Genomic DNA, 16,851 nt, shown 5'->3' with positions numbered 1-16,851 from the left:
GTGGCCTAATCTTGCCGCACCGAAGACGTGCTGGCCGGAGCCTGTTGTAGGGCGAGGAGGACGACGCCGAGCAGCGGCGAGTACCCGCCGCGTCGAGCACACCTTCGTGGAGATGAAGAACCACAAGATCCTCCGAGACTTCCGTCGACGCCATGACGGGCTCCACCATGCCGCCCAGGCCATTGCACGCATGCACGACCTCACTTGCGCCGCCTGAACGTAGCGAGCATAGATGGGCCCTGACCTGCCAAGACACTGCCTTCCGTGAGGCGCTTTAAGATCAGTTCTGCGGTTTGGGGACCAACCCCAACCACATCGACTACTGTGATGCGTATGCAGAGTTCAGAGCTTTCTGTTCAGGGTCAGAACCTTCATCAGCTTTACAACCAGTACTACAGGAACAAGCTCCTCGTCGACCGGCGTTATCAGCGAAAGCTCGTCTGGACACGCGACGAGAAGGAAAAGCTTATCGATTCGGCGGTCAATAAGTTGCCGATCCCGTTGATCCTACTGGCTCAGAGGAGGAAAGGTGGGGCGGAAATCTTTGAGCTGATCGATGGGCTTCAACGTCTCGAAGCATTCTTCTCATTCATGGAGAATAAGTATCCCTATGAGGGGGAGTATTTTGATCTAGCTACGACGGGTGATACCTTGGCGAAGCTTCACTCGGGAGATCTGATTCAAAGAGAGCCGGTAATGTCACGCGACACCTCTTTGGAAATCGCTAACTATCAGATCCCCGTTTCGACGTATCGTGATGCGGCAACTTCCTCCATCGACGAAGTGTTTCGTCGCATCAATAGCGGTGGAAGGCGCTTGAGTCTTCATGAGATTCGGCAGGCAGGGGTGACGGGACCCCTGTCAGACGTGGTACGACGTACCAGCGCCACCATCCGGGGCGATGGAACTTTTGCTGAGGCCCTGACTCTAAGTGAGATGGAAAAACTTTCCATCTCGCGGAAGGACCTCGAATATGGACTAGACCTTGACCGCATTTTCTGGACTCGGCACGATATTATTGGTGCGGATGATATTCGCTCATCAGGTGACGAGGAGATGGTTCTTGACTTGATTCTCGACGCCGTGCTTACTCCCACACCTACGAGTGGGTGGCAAAATCGCGATGTAGCCTATGGTCTGCCGAGAAAGATTAGGTCAGCTGGCCCGAGTGAAGTCAATCACGCCATCACCGCTATTGGCGTGGAAAACCTGCAGCAGCGTATTGTCGCAGTAATTGAATTACTCGATGAGGCGATGCGTGACCGTGGCCCACTTGGTCGCCACATGGTTCACCTGGAGACTTACGAGAAGGGGACGCGTCGACAGTTTCAGGCAATTTTTTCTGTCCTCTATGAACTCATCTTCATTGACGAGATGCAACCGCTCTCTACGGACGCCGTTCGGGACGTACTGGATAATTTTTGGGGGCGTGACCTTGCAATTCCGACTGGCGGGAGCGCCTGGGGTAAGGATGAGAAAGCTAAACTCTATCCGAAGGTGAAGCGTCGCATCAAGAAGGCGTTTTTTAGGCGAGAATCTCCGAGTGTTGCGAAAAAGCTCAACGCGCGCCTACTGATCGAAAGCTACTTGCAGGGCCCGGTGAACGAGGATCCCCTTGTCGAGCTTAAGCTAGGGTTTTGCACTCTCTCGAAGGAGCCCTCGGAGAACAAGGACCTTTTTGAAGAAGTAATGCAGACCGCAGTCGGTATGGCGAACTGGGGTCGCGATGCTACCGGCCTTATTCTAATTGGGGTTGCGGATAAGCCGTCCGCGGCGAGGCGAGTGACGGAATTCTTTGGGGCGGTCTCGCTCGAAATTCATGGTCAGCATGTAGTGGGTACCGAGGAGCAAATTTCCTACCTGGGGCACGATGTTGACTCCTGGTGGCTTAAGTGGCAGGCGAAGATTAAGTCTGCACCAGTGGATTCCGCCTTCTCGGCAGATCTCGTGCATAGTTTTAGCCCGCTCATCTGCGATGGAAAAGTCCTATGGATTATGAAGCCTCGATCCCTCGGAAAGCCTATCTCGTATAAGAATAGATTCTTTGTTCGAGTTGGTGCATCAACTCAAGAAATGGAAACTGACGATTTCCTTTCTCATATCTCTCGCAACTTCTGATTCAAGGTAGTGCTACTACTGACTTTCAAAGGCGTGGTGTCGTGTGCGCTGGCAGCTCGTGATCCATGCGGTGTACCGGATGTGTGAGGTACGCGCAAGGTGGCGGGCTGCCTGCTGAACGGCGGGTGTTTCGCGAGAAGTTGCGTTTCGAAGCGGCCGAACGGTTCCTGGCTGGCGGCGATGTGTTAGCCGCTGTAAGTCGTTTCGGGCGGGCGCGCCCCGGTGCGGGGTCAGCGGCGGGGGGCGCGGCGGCGGACAGCGTGCCGGCGGCGGCCCGCGGGCGGGGCGCCGGTGTGCGGGGCGGCCGCGGCGTGCGCGATGTTGCGTGCCATGCCGCCGAAGACGACGGCGTGGAAGGGGGAGACCGACCACCAGTAGGCGTGCCCCAGGAGGCCGCGCGGGTGGAACAGGGCCCGCTGCCGGTACCGGGTGCGCCCCGCGTCGTCCGCCCCGACGTGCATCTCCAGCCAGGCGAGCCCCGGCAGCCGCATCTCGGCGCGGAGCCGGAGCAGCCGGCCGGGCTCGATCTCCTCCACCCGCCAGAAGTCCAGCGAGTCGCCGGCCCGCAGCCGTTCGGCGTCCCGCCGGCCGCGGCGCAGGCCGACGCCGCCGGCGAAGCGGTCGAGCCAGCCGCGTACGGCCCAGGCGAGCGGGAAGGAGTACCAGCCGTTGTCCCCTCCGATCCCCTCGACCACCTGCCACAGCGCCGCGGGGGAGGCGTCGACCGGGAGTTCCCGTACGTCCTCGTAGAGGCTGCCGCCCGCCCAGTCCGGGTCCGTGGGCAGCGGGTCGCTCGGGGCGCCCGGCACGGCGGCGGAGGACCAGCGGGTGGCGACCTGGGCCTCGCGGACCCGGCGGAGCGCGAGGGCGAGCGCTTCGTCGAAGGGCAGCGGGCGGCCGGGGAGGTCGGGGACGTAGCGGGCGATGTCGTGCTCGCGGCAGACGACCTCGTGCCGCAGCGACTCGGTGAGGGGGCGGGCGATCGGGGCGGGCACGGGCGTCACCAGCCCGACCCAGTGGCTCGACAGCCGCGGCGTCAGGACCGGGACGGGGAAGACGACCCGCCGGGGCAGGCCGGCGACGGCGGCGTAGCGGTGCATCATGTCGCGGTACGTGAGCACGTCGGGCCCGCCGATGTCGAACGCCCGGTCCACGGCGGCGGGCAGGCCGGCCGAGCCGACGAGGTAGCGCAGCACGTCCCGGATGCCGATGGGCTGCGTACGGGTGTGCACCCAGCTCGGCGTGACCATGACCGGCAGCCGCTCGGTCAGATAGCGCAGCATCTCGAACGACGCCGACCCCGACCCGATCACCACCGCCGCCCGCAGCACCGCGGCGGGCACGGGCGCGTCGAGGAAGATCCGGCCCACCTCGGCCCGCGACCGCAGATGGGGCGACAGCGAGCGCTCGGGGACGCCGTGCGGCGTGAGCCCGCCGAGGTAGACGATCCGCCGGACGCCGGCGGCGTGCGCCTCCACGGCGAAGGTCCGCGCCGCGCGCCGGTCGGTCTCCTCGAAGTCCCGCCCGGTGCCCAGCGCGTGCACCAGGTAGTACCCGACGTCGACGCCGCGCAGCGCCGCGCGTACGGACGCGGCGTCCGTGACGTCCCCGCGCACCGGCTCGACCCGCGGCGCCCACGGGTGGTCGCGCAGCTTGCCGGGGGTGCGCACCAGGCACCGCACGCGGTGGCCGGCGTCGAGGAGTTCCGGAACGAGCCGCCCGCCGACGTAACCGGAGGCGCCGGTGACCAGGCAGTGCAGCGACTCGGGACGCACGCTCATCGTTTTCCCTTCCCGCGGGTCCGCAGTCCCCCGGGACAGGATGCCCGGCGCCGCCCGCGCCTTCGCCGCCGCCCCGCGCCCGCCGCACGGGAGTCGACCCGCGTGGCCGCACCGGGGGACGGCTACTGCCGTGGGGCGTGGCGTTCGTGCTGTGCGTCGCCCTCCTGACCACCACCATCCGGGTGCTCACCGTCGACTACGGCGTCCACGCCGGCCTCGCGGCCCCGCTCGCTGTCGCGCAGTCGGCGCCGCTGCTGCTCGCCGTGACCCGGCGAGTGCCACCCGAACGGACCCGCCGAGCCACCGCCCACGAGCCTTGGGTTGGGCCCGGCACCGCCGCCGGGCCCGGCACCCGGCGCCAAGGGCGTGCTACGGCCGTCAGGGGCTAAATCGTCTTCCTGGAGCGTGAGTAGCTCGAAGAAGATCGAGGTGGCTCCTTGGTTGACGAGTTCGTCGAAGGTGCCGGTCTCGGCGATGCGCCCTTGGTCCAGGACGATGATGCGGTCGGCGAGGCGGGTGTTGGCCAGCCGATGGGTGATGAACACGGTCGCCCGTCCCTCGGCGAGTGCCCTGAGCCGGGTGTAGATCCGGTGCTCGGCACGAGCGTCGAGCGCGGCGGTCGGCTCGTCCATCACGAGGACGGGGACGTCGCGATGGAAAGCGCGAGCGACCGCGACGCGCTGCCACTGCCCGCCGGACAGGTCGTGTCCTCCCCACCAGGACCGTGCCGGCGACGTGTCCAGCCCGTGGGGCAGCGCGGCGATGACACTGTCGGCGCCAGCTGCCTCGGCGTTGGCGTGCACGGCGGCGTCGCCGTGGGGGCGGGGCTGGCCGAGGGTGATGTTCTCGCGGGCGGCCAGTGGCCAGCGGGTGTAGTCCTGCGGCACGAGCGCGACCTTGGACAGCACCTCGTCCGGGGCGGCGTCGGCCAGGTCCACCGCGTCCCACCGCACCGAACCCCTGGTGGGCAGGTAGAGCCCGGTAAGGATGCGGGCGAGGGTGCTCCTTGCCGGCGCCGTTCTCGCCGACCAGGGCGATGACCTCGCCGCGCTTGAGGTCCAGGCTGACGCCCTCCAGCGCGGGCCGGCAGGCGCCGGGGTAGGTGAAGGAGACGTCCCGGGCGGTGATCACCTGCGGTCCGTCCTCGGCGATGGGGGCCGGGCCGCGGCGGGTCGTCCACGGTTTGGCCACGGCCAGGAAGCGGGCCCAGTCGTCCAGGGACAGCGAGGTGCGGAACGGCCGGGCCCCGGCCCGCACCGTCGTCGCTAGAGCCGCCATCGAGGTCCGCACCGCCAGGGCCGCGGTCCCCGCGACCGCAAGCTCCATCCGGCCGCTCGACACCAGGAGCACGAGCACGCCCCAGGTCGCGGCGGTGCCCACCGCGGTGAGCGCGTCACCGATCCCCTGCACCACCAGGGCCTGCCGCGTCGCTTTGAGCTGTTCGGCCTCCAGGCGGGAGGAGACGAGGCGGTACTGCCGGATGAGGAAGGCGGCCATGGTGCCCGCGCGGACTTCATCTGCGGTATTCCGCGGGGAGCACCCCCCGGGTGCAGCACGGTGACGACCGTCGCCCGTCGATCGGGTAGCGGCTGGAGGTCGCGAGAGCGTGGACCACCACCGCGGTCAGGTTCCCGCGCAGCCGGGCTGCGATGTCGTCTCCGGTGAAGACGGCGGCCAGCGCGCGGGCGGTGGCCGCGAGCGCGGTCGCGGTGAGCGCGGCGGCGCCGATCTGGCAGACGAGCAGGGCCAGGACGGCACGGCGGTCGGTGCGCCAGCCGAGCCGGGCGGCCTGACTGAGCGTGCGGGGCAAGCGGCTCGCTATCGCGGCGGTGGACAGGTTGTCGCTCGCCTCCACGTGCCGGTCGGAGGCCAGCCGCATGGCCGGCGGCTGGCCCGCGGCGGCGGGCGGGGAGGATGCGGAAGAACTCACGAGGCCCATCAGTGCGCCGAATCAGGCAGCCGGGCAACGGGATTGTTCCGTCCGTCCCGTATCGCTCCTGGTCGCCCCGATCGAAGGTCAGCAGCACCGCCGGGCTTTCACCCGTTCGGGTGAGGCCAACGTACCGAACACGCACTGGCGGCAACCAGACGGCGTCCGGGCGGCGGGGGCTCAGTGGGGGTGCCGGCGGATGAGGACGTTGGCGTCGCTGGCCGCCGAGTGATCGCCCGCCGCGCGGGCAGTCCTGCGTGCGTCGGCCAGTTCGGCGCACCGGCCGCAGCCGGCTGCGGGGGTGGCGTCGGGGTGGGGGAACGTACCGGGCAGGTGCACCGGGTCGGCGGGGTGGGTCCGGCGGGGGTCACCGGGGCTCTCCGCGCCGGACACCGCCGCCGCTATCGCCGTTTCGCCCCGGCGGCCAGCCGCGCCAGTCCGGCGCCTCACCGAGGCCCGCGAGCGCGGGCCGCTGGTTGAACGGCTCGGGCGGACGCGGCCGCAGCCGCACCGGCGCCGTTGCGCCGATCCGCCCGTGGCCCGGTTCGACGTCGTTCTCCCCGGCCGTGGTGACGCAGTACCCGCCGGCCCGGTGGACCGCGAGGCGCAGGATCGCGCTCGCTTCCCGATCCCGGCTGATGCGGTCCCACGAGTCGACCAGGCAGCGAGGACGGGCTGCGGCCTGCTGTATGGCGACGACGAGCGCGTCCCACCGCGGCCTGGGCCAGTCGGCCAGCGCGTGGTCGGCACAGTCCACCCACTCGCCGGCGACTACCCAGCCGCAAGCGGCGGCGTAGCGCCTGCACCGGTCCAGGCGCTCGTCGAGTGCGGCGGGCGTGAGGGTGGCGTGCCGGTCGTAGAGGAACGCCAGCGCGGGCTTCTCGGGGGTGTCCATGGTCGACTCCCAGCGACTCGGGGCTCGGCAGTCACAGGATTTCGACCCTGTGTAGTGGCGCCGTTACCCGTTCCGGGAACAATCGCCGGGCTACATGCCCACCCACGCGGCCAGCGCCGTCAGTCCCTCGGAGGCACGCCGCTGACGCCGTACCAGGGCGCCGACCGTCTCCCGCATCAGCGGGTGGTAGCGGGCCTGCTGCGGGGCGACCTCGCGGGCTGTTCGCAGTGCTTTCTGTGCGGCCTCGGTACGGCCCATCTGGGTGTAGGCGCGCGCCATTTCGATGTGGTAGCGACCCACCCTCATCTTCGGGTGGCCGGCCGGAAAGTGCAGCTGGCGGGCACGCTGGACCGCGGGCCCGAGCTGCCCCAGCTCAACGAGCGTGGCGACCTCGAAATGCCCGACGCTCGCCGCCCCGAACGACGACCAGTACACCTGCGGCACCTCGCGGCCGATCCTGTCGGCCGCTTTCCGCGCCAACTCCATGTGTCCCTTCACCTCGTCGCCGTTCTTCGCCTGCGCGGCGGCGATGGCGGCGGCCAGGTGCAGACTGCCGGCGACAGCCAGCGGCGCCGGCGAACCGGGCTCGTCGTGCGCCTCGATGAGCCGGTGGCCACGCTCCAGCACCTGGAGGGAGCGCCGGTTGTCGCCGCGGCGCAGCAGCATGCTGGACCTCTTGGACAGCCGCGTCGCGAGCAGCAGCGGGTCCTGTGCCCGCTCGGCCATCCAGCCCATGCGCTCCAGCGCGATCGTGGCGAGCTGGTGGTAGCCGAGACGGTACGCGAACTCGTAGCTCACCCAGTAGCACCACGACAGCAGCGTGGCGGCACGCCGCTCTTCGGCGCCGGCGTCCGGCACGGACGCCATGGCCGTGGTGAGTTCGGACAGCAGGCCGGGCAGCTCGGTGCCGACGCCCTTGTACTCGGTGGCGTACGTGCGGGCGCACAGGCTGTCGACGTCGGCGGCGATCTGCGCCAGCGATCTCGGGGCGATCTCCGGGTCCGGCCCCAGGTCGTACATGTCGAGGGCGTCCGACAGGGGGGCGATGAGTTGTTCGAGGTGGTCCTGCTGGAGCTGCGAGAGGTAGGGCTGGCCGTTGAGTACGGCGATGTCGACTTGGAGCGGACGCGCTACGGCTGCGACGACGGCCGGCGTCGCCGGCTGGAGTCCGGACTCGACTCGGGCGAGGTACCCGCGGGACAGGTGGGCCTGTTGCGCCAGGGCCTGCTGCGTCAAGTGGCGAATCTTGCGGTAGTCGGCGATCCGCGCGCCGATGTGGTCGTCAGCGGGGTGTCGCATGCGGGCTCCAATTCGACCTCGACACGTGGAAACCGTACTCCGGCCCGGCGGCCGGGGAGCGCCACCCGAACGGGCCACACGCAGCCACCCGCCCACGAGCCTTGGGGCGGGTCCGGCGCCGCCGGGCCCGGCACCGGCGCCAAGGGCGACCTACTTGGGGTGCCGTCATTTTCCGCGCCGCCCCCGCCCGCTTGAGCGCCGCATCCGCGCCGTTGGCCGCGGCCGGTTCCGGTGGGTGCCACCGGCCCGGGGCATCCCTGTTCGGCGAAGGTTCGGCGAATCCCCGGACGCGCCGGGCGCGGGGCCGGTACCGTCGCCGCCGGCCGTTCGGCCTCACCGGCGGCGAGGCACCGTGACGCACGCGCCGCGCGCCGCCCGGCCGCCCTCCCCGTTTCCGTCCCTGAGCAGGAGATCCGTCCGTGAAGCCCTCTCCGGTCCGCGTCCGCGCGGTCGCCGCCGCCCTTGCCACCGCCGTCGTCGCCGCCGGTTTCCTGACGAGTTGCAGCGACGACTGCGACAGCAGGGCCATGGCCGCCTCCGGCGCCGTCGTGGCCGCCGCCCCGGGGAAGACCTCCGGCGGCGGCTCCTCCGGCGGCTCCTCGGGCGGTTCCAGGGGAGGCACGGGGCGCCTGGCCAGCGCCGGCTCGTCCGGCGGCGACTGCGACGACTGACCGCGGCACCGCTGCCGGAGCGCGTACGGCCCCGCATAGGCTGGGCCCATGACGTCCGTGGAGCAGCAGCCCCCGCGCGCGCTGCTCGCGGGGGCCTCGCACCGGTGGGTACGACTGCTGCCGTGGGGCGTGGCGTTCGTGCTGTGCGTCGCCCTGCTGCCCACCACCATCCGGGTCCTCACCGTCGACTACGGCCTGCACCCCGGCCTCGCGAGCCCGCTGGCCGTCGCGCAGTCGGCACCGCTGCTGCTCGCCGTCACCCGGCCCTTGCAGGCGTGGTACGTGATCTTCGCCGCGGACGTCGCCGGGGCGCTCGCGCTGCTCACCGCCGACTACGAGCAGCGGCAGGAGTGGCCGTTCCCCCCGATGGAGATCGTGGGGTACATCGCCCTCTGCCTCGCCCTCGGCCTGCGCGAGTCGCGCCGGACGCTCGTGCTGGTCTGGCTGGCGACGGTGGCCGCGAACGCCGGGCTGCTGTACGTCGCGCCCGACCGGGTGAACGACCGAAGCGTGCTGCTGCTGATCCTCAGCGGGGTGACCCTCCTGGTCACCGGCGTGCTGCGGGAGCGGCAGGAGGTGCAGCGCCGGCTGACCGAGCAGGAGACGATCAGCGAGGCCGAGCGCGGCCGGCGGACGCTGCTGGAGGAGCGCGCCCGTATCGCGCGCGAGCTGCACGACGTGGTCGCGCACCACATGTCCGTCATCACCGTGCAGGCGGACACCGCGGAGTACCGCCTCGACACGCTGCCGCCGGACGTGCGGGAGGAGTTCACGTCCATCGCGGCGACCGCGCGCGAGTCGCTGGGCGAGATGCGGCGGCTCCTCGGCGTGCTGCGCAACGAGGAGACGCACGGCGAGTTCGCGCCCCAGCCGGGCCTGGCGCAGATCGGGCAGCTGGTGGAGGCGACGGCGCGGGCCGGCGGGCCGGTGGAGTACACCCCGTGCGACGCCGACGTGCCGGAGGCGGTGGGGCTGTCCGCGTACCGCATCGTCCAGGAGGCCCTCGCGAACGTCGTACGGCACGCGCCGGGGGCCGCGACGCGGGTGTCGCTGTCGGTGTCCGCCGCGCGGGACACGGACATGCTCGCCGTCCTCGTCGTCAACGGGCCGCCGCCGGAGCTGCCCGCCGCGCCGCTGGAGCAGAGCGGCACCGGGCACGGCCTCGTCGGCATGCGCGAGCGGGTCCGGCTCGTCGACGGCACCTTCGAGTCCGGGCCGCTGCCGGACGGCGGCTTCCGGGTGGCGGCCCACCTCCCCCTGACAGGAAGGCACCCCACGTGACGACGCGCGTCATCATCGTCGACGACCAGGCCATGGTGCGGGCCGGCTTCGCCGCGCTGCTGGCCGCCCAGAGCGACATCGACGTCGTGGGGGAGGCCCCCGACGGCGCGCAGGGCGTCGAGCTGAGCCGGCGCACCCGGCCCGACATCGTGCTGATGGACGTCCGCATGCCCGAGATGGACGGCCTGGAGGCCGCGCGCCGCATCCTGGCGCCGGCGGATGCGAAGGAGCACCGCCCGCGGGTGCTGATGCTCACCACCTTCGACGTCGACGACTACGTCTACGAGGCGCTGCGCGCGGGCGCCAGCGGCTTCCTGCTCAAGGACGCCCCGCCGGCCGACCTCATCGCGGCGGTACGGGTCGTGGCCTCCGGCGACGCGCTGCTCGCGCCCTCCGTGACCCGGCGCCTCATCGCGGACTTCGCCCGGCAGCGCCCCGCCGCCCGGGGAAAGCCGGCGCTGCGGCTCAAGGCGCTCACCGAGCGGGAGACCGAGGTCCTCACCCTGGTCGCCCGCGGCCGGTCCAACGCCGAGATCGCGGAGACCCTGGTGCTGGCGGAACAGACGGTGAAGACGCACGTGAGCCGGGTCCTGACCAAGCTCGACCTGCGCGACCGCGCCCAGGCGGTCGTCATCGCGTACGAGTCCGGGCTCGTCGCCCCGGGGGAGTAGCCCCCGGCCCGGGGTGGGGCCCGCCCCCGGGCCACCCCCTACCGGGGTACTACCCGCAGATCGGCTCCCGGGTATGACGCCCGGCGGGCAGCCGTCCGCGCACTCTTCAGCCGTCAGCACGAAGAGACCGCGCAAAGGACGGATCATGAGGCGACGCACCAGCAAGCGCCACCAGGCAGACGGCCGCCCGGCGGCCGGCGGCGTACCGGAGGCCCCGGGCGCGGCGGCCCCGGAGTCCACCGCGGACCCCGCCACCCCCGGGCTCGCCGTGGAGCTGCGCGGCGTCCGGCGGCGGTACGGGCGCGGCAGCGGCGCCGTCCACGCCCTCGCCGGCGTGGACCTCGCCCTCCCGCGCGGCACCTTCACCGCGGTCATGGGCCCGTCCGGGTCCGGCAAGTCCACCTTCCTGCAGTGCGCCGCCGGCCTCGACCGGCCGACGGCCGGATCCGTGCGCCTCGGCGGCACGGAGATCACCGGGATGGACGAGAACAAGCTGACCGAGCTGCGCCGCAGCCGCCTCGGCTTCGTCTTCCAGGCGTTCAACCTGCTGCCCTCCCTGACCGTGGAGCAGAACGTCCTGCTGCCGCTGCGCCTGGCCGGCAAGCACCGCGGCGGCCGCCGGGCCGACGCGGTGCTCGCGCAGGTCGGGCTCGCCGACAAGGCCCGGCGCCGGCCGGGCGAGCTGTCCGGCGGGCAGCAGCAGCGGGTGGCCCTCGCCCGCGCCCTCGTCACCAGCCCCGACGTGATCTTCGCCGACGAGCCCACCGGCGCCCTCGACACCGGCACCGCCGCCGAGGTCCTCGGCCTGCTGCGGCACGCCGTCGATGTCCCCGGCCCGCACAGCGCCACCGTCGTGATGGTCACCCACGACCCGGCCGCCGCCGCCTGGGCGGACCAGGTGCTGTTCCTCGCGGACGGCGCCTTCGCCGACCGGCTGGCCGGCGGCTCCGCGGAGCGGATCGCGGCGCGCATGGCCGGGCTCACCTCCCGTACCGCCCGCGACGAGCAGCCGGTGGGGGTGGCGGCATGAAGCGCCCCAACGGGCTCGCCCGCGCGGCGGTCCGCTTCAAGCCCGCGTCGTTCGCCGGGACCTTCGTCGTGCTGATGCTGTCGGCGCTGATCGTCACGGCCTCCGGCATCCTCCTCGAAACCGGCCTGCGCGCGTCGGTGCCGGCCGAGCGCTACGCGAACGCGCCGGTCGTCGCGGCGGCCGACCAGTACGAGTACGTCGTCACCGGCAGCGGCGAGGACCGCGAGAAGGAGGCGGTCCCGCTGCCCGACACGGCCCGGCTGGACGCCGGGCTGGCGGCGAAGGCCGCCGCGGCGCCGGGCGCGAAGGCCGCGGTGGCCGACTTCACCTTCCCGGTACGGGCCGGGGACGGCCCGCTCACCGGGCACGGCTGGGGCTCGCACGCCTTCACCGGCACCGAGCTCACGGCCGGCGGCGCCCCGGGCACCGGCGAGGTCGTGCTCGACGCGGCCGCCGCCCGCGCCGCGCAGGCCGGCGTCGGCGACACCGTCGCGCTGGAGACCGCCGCCGGGCAGCGGGACTTCCGCGTCGCCGGCCTCGCCGACGCCGGAGCCGCCGAACAGCCCCGGGACGGCACCGAGGACAGCGGCGGCGGTACGGGCCCCCTCGCCTGGTTCGCCGACTCCCAGGCCGGGACGCTCGCCGGCCACCCCGGCAAGGCGGACGCCATCGCCGTACTCGCCGAGGACGGCACCGGTGCCGGCGCCCTCGCCGCCGCCGTCGAGAAGGCCCTGGCCGGGTCGGCCGCCCAGGTGCACGTGGGCGACGACCGCGGCGCCGTCGAGGACCCGGGCCTCGCCTACGGCAAGGACACGCTCTTCGGCATCGGCGGCCCCTTCGGCGGCGTCGCCGCCATCGTCGCGGTCTTCACCGCGGCCGGGACCGTGGCCCTGTCGGTCTCCCAGCGGGCCCGCGAGTTCGCGCTGCTGCGCGCCGTCGGTGCCACCCCGCGGCAGGTCCGCCGCGCGGTCGCCGCCGAGGCCGCGGTCGTCGCGCCGCTCGCCGGCCTGCTCGGCACCCTGCCCGGCATCGGGCTCGCGCACTGGTGGTTCGGCCAGCTCCAGGGCCGCGGCGCGGTACCGAAGGCCGTCGACCTGCACGTCTCCGGGCTGCCGCTGCTCGCCGCGGTCGGCGTGGGGCTGCTCACCGCCCTCGGCGCCGGCTGGGCGGCCGGGCGGCGGCCGGCGAAGATCAAGCCGGGCCAGGCGCTCACCGAGGCGTCGATGGAGCGGACTCGGCCCGGCGTGGTCCGTACCGCACTCGGCGTCGTCGCCCTCGCCGGCGGCGCGACCCTCACCGGCGTCGCCGCCAAGTCCACCGGGGACGACGCGGCCGGTGCCGCCCTCGGCGTCGTCATGAGCTTCATGCTCGCCGTCGGGCTGCTCGGCCCGCTGCTGGCGCGGCTGTGCGCCCGCCTCTTCGGCCTCCCGCTGCGCGCCGCGGGCCCGGCCGCCCACCTGGCCGCCGCCAACTCCCGCGCCAACGCCCGCCGCCTCGCGTCCGCCATCACCCCGATCGCGCTCGCCACGGCCTTCGCCTCGACGCTCGTCTTCATGAACACGAGCGAGAACCACGCCGCGGACGCGCAGCTGCGCGCGGGCATCACCGCGGACCACGTGATCAGCGACCCGGCCGGGCTCCCCGCGGACGCCGCCGATGACGCCGCCCGCGCGCCCGGGGTGGAGGCGGCCGTCGGGGTGCTGAACACCCGGGTGCTGGTGCCGGTCGGCTCCGGCGAGTTCCAGGCGTTGCAGGGCGCGGCCACCCAGGCGGTCGGCGGATCCGCCGCCGAGCTGGCGAAGGTGCAGGACCTGGACGTACGCGCAGGCAGCCTCGACCGGATCGGCGAGGGCCGTATCGCCATCGGCACGACCCTCGCGAACGCGGCGGACGTCTCCGTCGGGGACCGGCTGCCGCTCTACCTCCCGGACGGCACGAAGGCCGCCCCCGAGGTCGTCTCGGTCTACGGCCGCGGTCTGGGCCTGGGCACCGTGACCATGGACCGGGAGTCGCTGGACGGCCACGTCACCTCGGGCTTCGACAGCACCCTGCTGGTCCGGGGCGGGGCGGAGAAGTCGCTCGCCGGCCTGGGCGAGGTCACCGACGCCGCCGGCTACGCCGCCGAGAAGAGCCTCGACGCGAAGACGGGCGCCTGGCTGAACAACACCATGGCCGCGGTCCTGGGCGGCTTCGCCGCCGTCGCCGCCGTCAACACCCTGGTGATGACGGTCCTCGACCGCCGCCGCGAGCTGGGCACGCTGCGCCTCGTCGGCTCCACCCGGCGCCAGGTGCTGGCGATGCTGCGCTGGGAGGGCGCGCTGGTCTCGGCGGTGGGCGTGGTCGTCGGCTCCGCGATCGCCGCGGCCACGCTGATCCCGATGATGAACGGCATCACCGGCGAGGCCCCGTACGTGCCCCCGCTGGCGTACGGGTCCTTCGTGGCCGGCGCGGCCGGACTGGCCCTGCTCGCGGTGACCCTGCCGGGCCGGGCGGCGTTGCGCCGGAGCCCGTAGGCCGCGGGGCCCGCGGGCGCCGCGGGCCCGCACGGGCCCCGGGGACACGGGCGGTGGCCGGCGCATCCCCGCCGGCCACCGCCCGGTCGGCTCTCAGGCGCACCGGGTGTACCGGCCCAGCTTCCACTCGATGTTCAGCCCCAGCGCCGTCCCGGCCGACCCGCCCATCAGCTCCGGCAGCACGCGCTCGCGCATCAGGTGGCGGATGACGGCCTCGCGCAGCCCCCGGTCGGCGATCTCCGCGAGGTACTCCGCCTGGTTGGCCGGCACCAGCGCCGTCATCAGGCTCTCCTCCGCGAGCAGCTCGAAGGTGCGGCGCGCGAGGGCGCCGTCGAAGTACGGCGCGAGGGCCGCCGTGACGGACTCCGCCGACCGGGGGACGGGCAGGATCCGCCGGTCGGCCCGCCGCTGGGCCGCCGCGCGGTCCGCACGGCGGGCCGCGGCCACCGCCGCCCGCAGCCCCGGGGGCAGCGCCCCGGGGTCCGGGGCGTCGAGCGCGTCGAGCCAGTGCTTGCGCAGCAGCCGGTTCGGGTCGTGGAAGAGCAGCGAGTACGGGGTGGTGGGGGCGAGGTCGGGTGCGCTGAAGGAGAGCAGCCCGCCGGGGAGCAGGACGTCCGCGATGGACGCGGCGGCGTGCCCCATGGCGGCCGGGCCGAGCAGGTGGAAGACCATGTTGGCCATCACGGCGTCCGCCCGCCGGCCGCCGGTCGCCTCCAGGAGCGGGCGGAACGTCCCGTCGTCCGCCACGAGGGCGTGGAACCGGGTCCAGGGCACGTCCCGCAGCAGCTCGTAGCCCTGCGCGAACCAGGGGGTCGGCAGGTCGACCAGGTGCAGCTCGAACCGGGCGCCGCGGTCGGCGAGCCGCTGCTCGACGTGGTGGGCCACGCACGCCTTGCTCAGCTCGATCGCGGCCAGGCCGGAGCCGGCGCCGTAGTCGAGCACCCGTATCACGTCGCCCCGGCCGGCCCGCTCGATGCGGGACTCGACGACGTCGAGGGTGTCGCGGACCACGATCCCGGTGGCGCCGGCCGCCCAGCTCCGCGGATGGGCCAGGTCGCCGTCGGTGTACAGCAGCCGGTGGAGCTGCTCGCCGTCGGTGAGGTCGCAGCCCGGCTCCGGCCGCCAGGTGTCGTGGCGGGCGGCGCGGACCACCGGCGGGGCCGGCCTGGTCGGCAGCAGCCGGTTCAGCGAGACGGCGACGAACGGCCGGTTTGACGGGTACCTGCGCTCCAGGTGGCTGACCGGCTGCAGCCCGGCGAGGGAGCAGCAGCGCATGAACGCGGAGTGCTCCAGCGGGTACTGGTGCGACAGGCCGTGGTAGGCGTCGAAGGCCACCGAGTGCAGCTCGCCGAGGTGGCGGCGGGCCACCCCGGGGGCCACGCAGTGCGCCTCCAGGACGACCAGGCCGTGGTCGCGCACGTGCGGCGTCCAGCGCCGCAGGTGGGCCACGAGGTCCGACTCGACCTCGGCCGCGCTCAGCGGGCGGCCGTCGGGCGCCACGTACGCCCCGGTGGCCCAGCCGGGGACGTCGTCGTCGGGCCGGTCGCCGTGGTACGTGCGGTCGTGGTCGACGAACGAGCGGATGTGCAGCCCGTCGCGCATCGCCAGCCCGTGCGCGGCCAGCTCCGCCGCCAGGGCGTCCGGGTCGGAGATGTCGCCGACCAGCAGCACCGGGTCGTGGACGCCGGCGTCCTTGAGCACGCCGCGCGCGTAGTCGAGGGCGACCGGGCTGGCGTCGACGCCGACGTAGCGGATGCCGTCCCCGAACATCCCGTGCAGGTGGGCGAGCCAGCTGCCGTCGCCGCACCCGACGTCGGCGATGAACCGCGGCCGGGGCGTACGGCTGAAGATCTCGCGGAAGACGGGGTCCGCGTCGGCGAAGTAGCGCCGGTGCGCCACGGCGCTGGCCTGGACGTTGAGGTCGCGCGAGCAGTGCCACTCGACGTCGCCGGGGCTGACGACGAGCTCGCCGCGGCAGAGCTGCTCCAGCCTGGCGAGCATCGGCAGGTACGACCCGACGAGCCCCAGGTGGTCCACGAACGCGAGGCCCGCCTGCCCCCGCGCGGTCCAGCCGCCGGAGCCGTCGACCCAGCCGAGCAGCGCCAGCAGCCGTGCGACGTCGCCGTCCGGCCGGTGCAGCCGCCCCCGGCCGCGCAGCGACAGCAGCGCGGGGACGGCCAGCGCCCCGTCCAGGTGGGTGGTGACGAGATGACCGGAGCCGGCTTCGGCGCGCCACCGCGCGTGCGCGTCGAGCTCGGCGGCGAACGCCGCGCGCGTCGCCGCGTCCCACGGGGCGGACCAGGAGGCCGGCAGCGTGCCGGCGAACCGGGCGAGGAACCGCCCGGCGGCCGCGTACCGCGCGCGGTGCCGCAGGGCGGACCGGCCGGCGGCGGTCCAGGTCCGGCGCCCCGGCGTCTCGTCGACCCAGCCCGCGCCGGCCAGGCAGCGCCAGAGGACCCGCAGGTACCCGGTGTCGGGCAGCCGGCCGGCCGTGCCGGGGTCGTCGAGAAGCCCGAGCGAGTCCAGTGCCCGGACCGACGCCGCGAGCATCACGCCGTCCTGGTAGAGGAAGTTGGTGCGGCGCGACCCCGCCCGGTCGCCCTCGCCCACCTGCGGCACCGCCGCTTTCGTCACTGTCAGCTCAGCCATGGCGCGCCTCTTC

At 72.9% G+C, this 16,851-nt stretch carries 11 protein-coding genes and 3 pseudogenes; 8 read left to right on the top strand and 6 right to left on the bottom strand.

The genetic code is table 11. The annotated features are described in order from the left end of the window. A pseudogene (locus ACHZ99_RS30820) lies at positions 1–217 on the top strand (IS5/IS1182 family transposase); the annotation flags it as partial. Between the two features lie 116 nt (positions 218–333). Next, positions 334–2,118: a GmrSD restriction endonuclease domain-containing protein gene (locus ACHZ99_RS30815; protein ID WP_420308116.1), complete on the top strand. Its 1,785-nt coding sequence runs from the start codon at positions 334–336 to the stop codon at positions 2,116–2,118. Positions 2,119–2,348: 230 nt separating this feature from the next. Here ACHZ99_RS30815 and ACHZ99_RS30810 read toward each other — a convergent pair whose 3' ends face one another. Further along, on the bottom strand, positions 2,349–3,899 hold the full coding sequence (locus ACHZ99_RS30810) for an SDR family oxidoreductase (RefSeq protein ID WP_420308115.1): 1,551 nt from the start codon (positions 3,897–3,899) through the stop codon (positions 2,349–2,351). Positions 3,900–4,018: 119 nt separating this feature from the next. Between ACHZ99_RS30810 and ACHZ99_RS30805 the strand changes: the two are divergent. Then, positions 4,019–4,171 (top strand): annotated as a pseudogene (locus ACHZ99_RS30805) (sensor histidine kinase); the annotation flags it as partial. Between the two features lie 402 nt (positions 4,172–4,573). On the opposite strand, the pseudogene ACHZ99_RS30800 reads toward ACHZ99_RS30805, so the two are convergent. The 4 genes and pseudogenes from ACHZ99_RS30800 to ACHZ99_RS30785 form a co-directional block, all read right to left on the bottom strand. Continuing rightward, positions 4,574–4,852 (bottom strand): annotated as a pseudogene (locus tag ACHZ99_RS30800) (ABC transporter ATP-binding protein); the annotation flags it as partial. A gap of 560 nt (positions 4,853–5,412) precedes the next feature. Beyond that, positions 5,413–5,829 carry a hypothetical protein gene (locus tag ACHZ99_RS30795; RefSeq protein WP_420308114.1) on the bottom strand — a complete coding sequence of 139 codons (417 nt, stop codon included), beginning with the start codon at positions 5,827–5,829 and terminating at the stop codon, positions 5,413–5,415. A 367-nt stretch (positions 5,830–6,196) separates the two neighbouring features. Next, positions 6,197–6,724, bottom strand: a complete 528-nt coding sequence (locus ACHZ99_RS30790; protein WP_420308113.1) for a hypothetical protein — start codon at positions 6,722–6,724, stop codon at positions 6,197–6,199. A gap of 90 nt (positions 6,725–6,814) precedes the next feature. Further along, on the bottom strand, positions 6,815–8,023 hold the full coding sequence (locus tag ACHZ99_RS30785) for a helix-turn-helix domain-containing protein (RefSeq protein WP_420308112.1): 1,209 nt from the start codon (positions 8,021–8,023) through the stop codon (positions 6,815–6,817). Positions 8,024–8,442: 419 nt separating this feature from the next. On the opposite strand from ACHZ99_RS30785, the gene ACHZ99_RS30780 reads away from it, so the two are divergent. The 5 genes from ACHZ99_RS30780 to ACHZ99_RS30760 all read left to right on the top strand — a co-directional run bounded on the left by ACHZ99_RS30780 (position 8,443) and on the right by ACHZ99_RS30760 (position 14,189). After that, positions 8,443–8,694 (top strand): hypothetical protein, encoded by a 252-nt coding sequence (locus ACHZ99_RS30780; protein ID WP_420308111.1) that lies wholly within the window; start codon positions 8,443–8,445, stop codon positions 8,692–8,694. Between the two features lie 48 nt (positions 8,695–8,742). Beyond that, the gene (locus ACHZ99_RS30775) at positions 8,743–9,975 is read left to right on the top strand and encodes a sensor histidine kinase (protein WP_420308110.1); all 1,233 of its coding nucleotides are present in this window, start codon (positions 8,743–8,745) and stop codon (positions 9,973–9,975) included. Further along, the gene (locus tag ACHZ99_RS30770) at positions 9,972–10,646 is read left to right on the top strand and encodes a response regulator (protein ID WP_420308109.1); all 675 of its coding nucleotides are present in this window, start codon (positions 9,972–9,974) and stop codon (positions 10,644–10,646) included. Before ACHZ99_RS30775 ends, ACHZ99_RS30770 begins: the two co-directional genes overlap by 4 nt. Positions 10,647–10,791: 145 nt before the next feature. Next, a complete protein-coding gene (locus tag ACHZ99_RS30765; protein ID WP_420308108.1) occupies positions 10,792–11,676 on the top strand; it encodes an ABC transporter ATP-binding protein in 885 nt (294 codons plus the stop codon). After that, positions 11,673–14,189 carry an FtsX-like permease family protein gene (locus tag ACHZ99_RS30760; protein WP_420308107.1) on the top strand — a complete coding sequence of 839 codons (2,517 nt, stop codon included), beginning with the start codon at positions 11,673–11,675 and terminating at the stop codon, positions 14,187–14,189. The genes ACHZ99_RS30765 and ACHZ99_RS30760 overlap by 4 nt, the downstream gene beginning before the upstream one ends. 93 nt (positions 14,190–14,282) lie before the next feature. On the opposite strand, the gene ACHZ99_RS30755 is transcribed toward ACHZ99_RS30760, so the two are convergent. Further along, positions 14,283–16,838 carry a class I SAM-dependent methyltransferase gene (locus ACHZ99_RS30755; RefSeq protein WP_420308106.1) on the bottom strand — a complete coding sequence of 852 codons (2,556 nt, stop codon included), beginning with the start codon at positions 16,836–16,838 and terminating at the stop codon, positions 14,283–14,285. Positions 16,839–16,851 lie beyond the last annotated feature (13 nt).

Source organism: Streptomyces sp. MAR4 CNX-425 (assembly GCF_048656465.1).
Taxonomy (GTDB): Bacteria; Actinomycetota; Actinomycetes; order Streptomycetales; family Streptomycetaceae; genus Streptomyces.
The sequence above is the reverse complement of the archived record's forward strand: the minus strand, read 5'-3'. Positions and strand labels throughout refer to the sequence as shown.

Coding starts and splice junctions, on each gene's coding strand:
- ACHZ99_RS30765 (WP_420308108.1), top strand. CDS start 10,792: ATGAGGCGACGCACCAGCAAGCGCCACCAGGCAGACGGCCGCCCGGCG.
- ACHZ99_RS30755 (WP_420308106.1), bottom strand. CDS start 16,838: ATGGCTGAGCTGACAGTGACGAAAGCGGCGGTGCCGCAGGTGGGCGAG.
- ACHZ99_RS30785 (WP_420308112.1), bottom strand. CDS start 8,023: ATGCGACACCCCGCTGACGACCACATCGGCGCGCGGATCGCCGACTAC.
- ACHZ99_RS30815 (WP_420308116.1), top strand. CDS start 334: ATGCAGAGTTCAGAGCTTTCTGTTCAGGGTCAGAACCTTCATCAGCTT.
- ACHZ99_RS30810 (WP_420308115.1), bottom strand. CDS start 3,899: ATGAGCGTGCGTCCCGAGTCGCTGCACTGCCTGGTCACCGGCGCCTCC.
- ACHZ99_RS30760 (WP_420308107.1), top strand. CDS start 11,673: ATGAAGCGCCCCAACGGGCTCGCCCGCGCGGCGGTCCGCTTCAAGCCC.
- ACHZ99_RS30775 (WP_420308110.1), top strand. CDS start 8,743: ATGACGTCCGTGGAGCAGCAGCCCCCGCGCGCGCTGCTCGCGGGGGCC.
- ACHZ99_RS30790 (WP_420308113.1), bottom strand. CDS start 6,724: ATGGACACCCCCGAGAAGCCCGCGCTGGCGTTCCTCTACGACCGGCAC.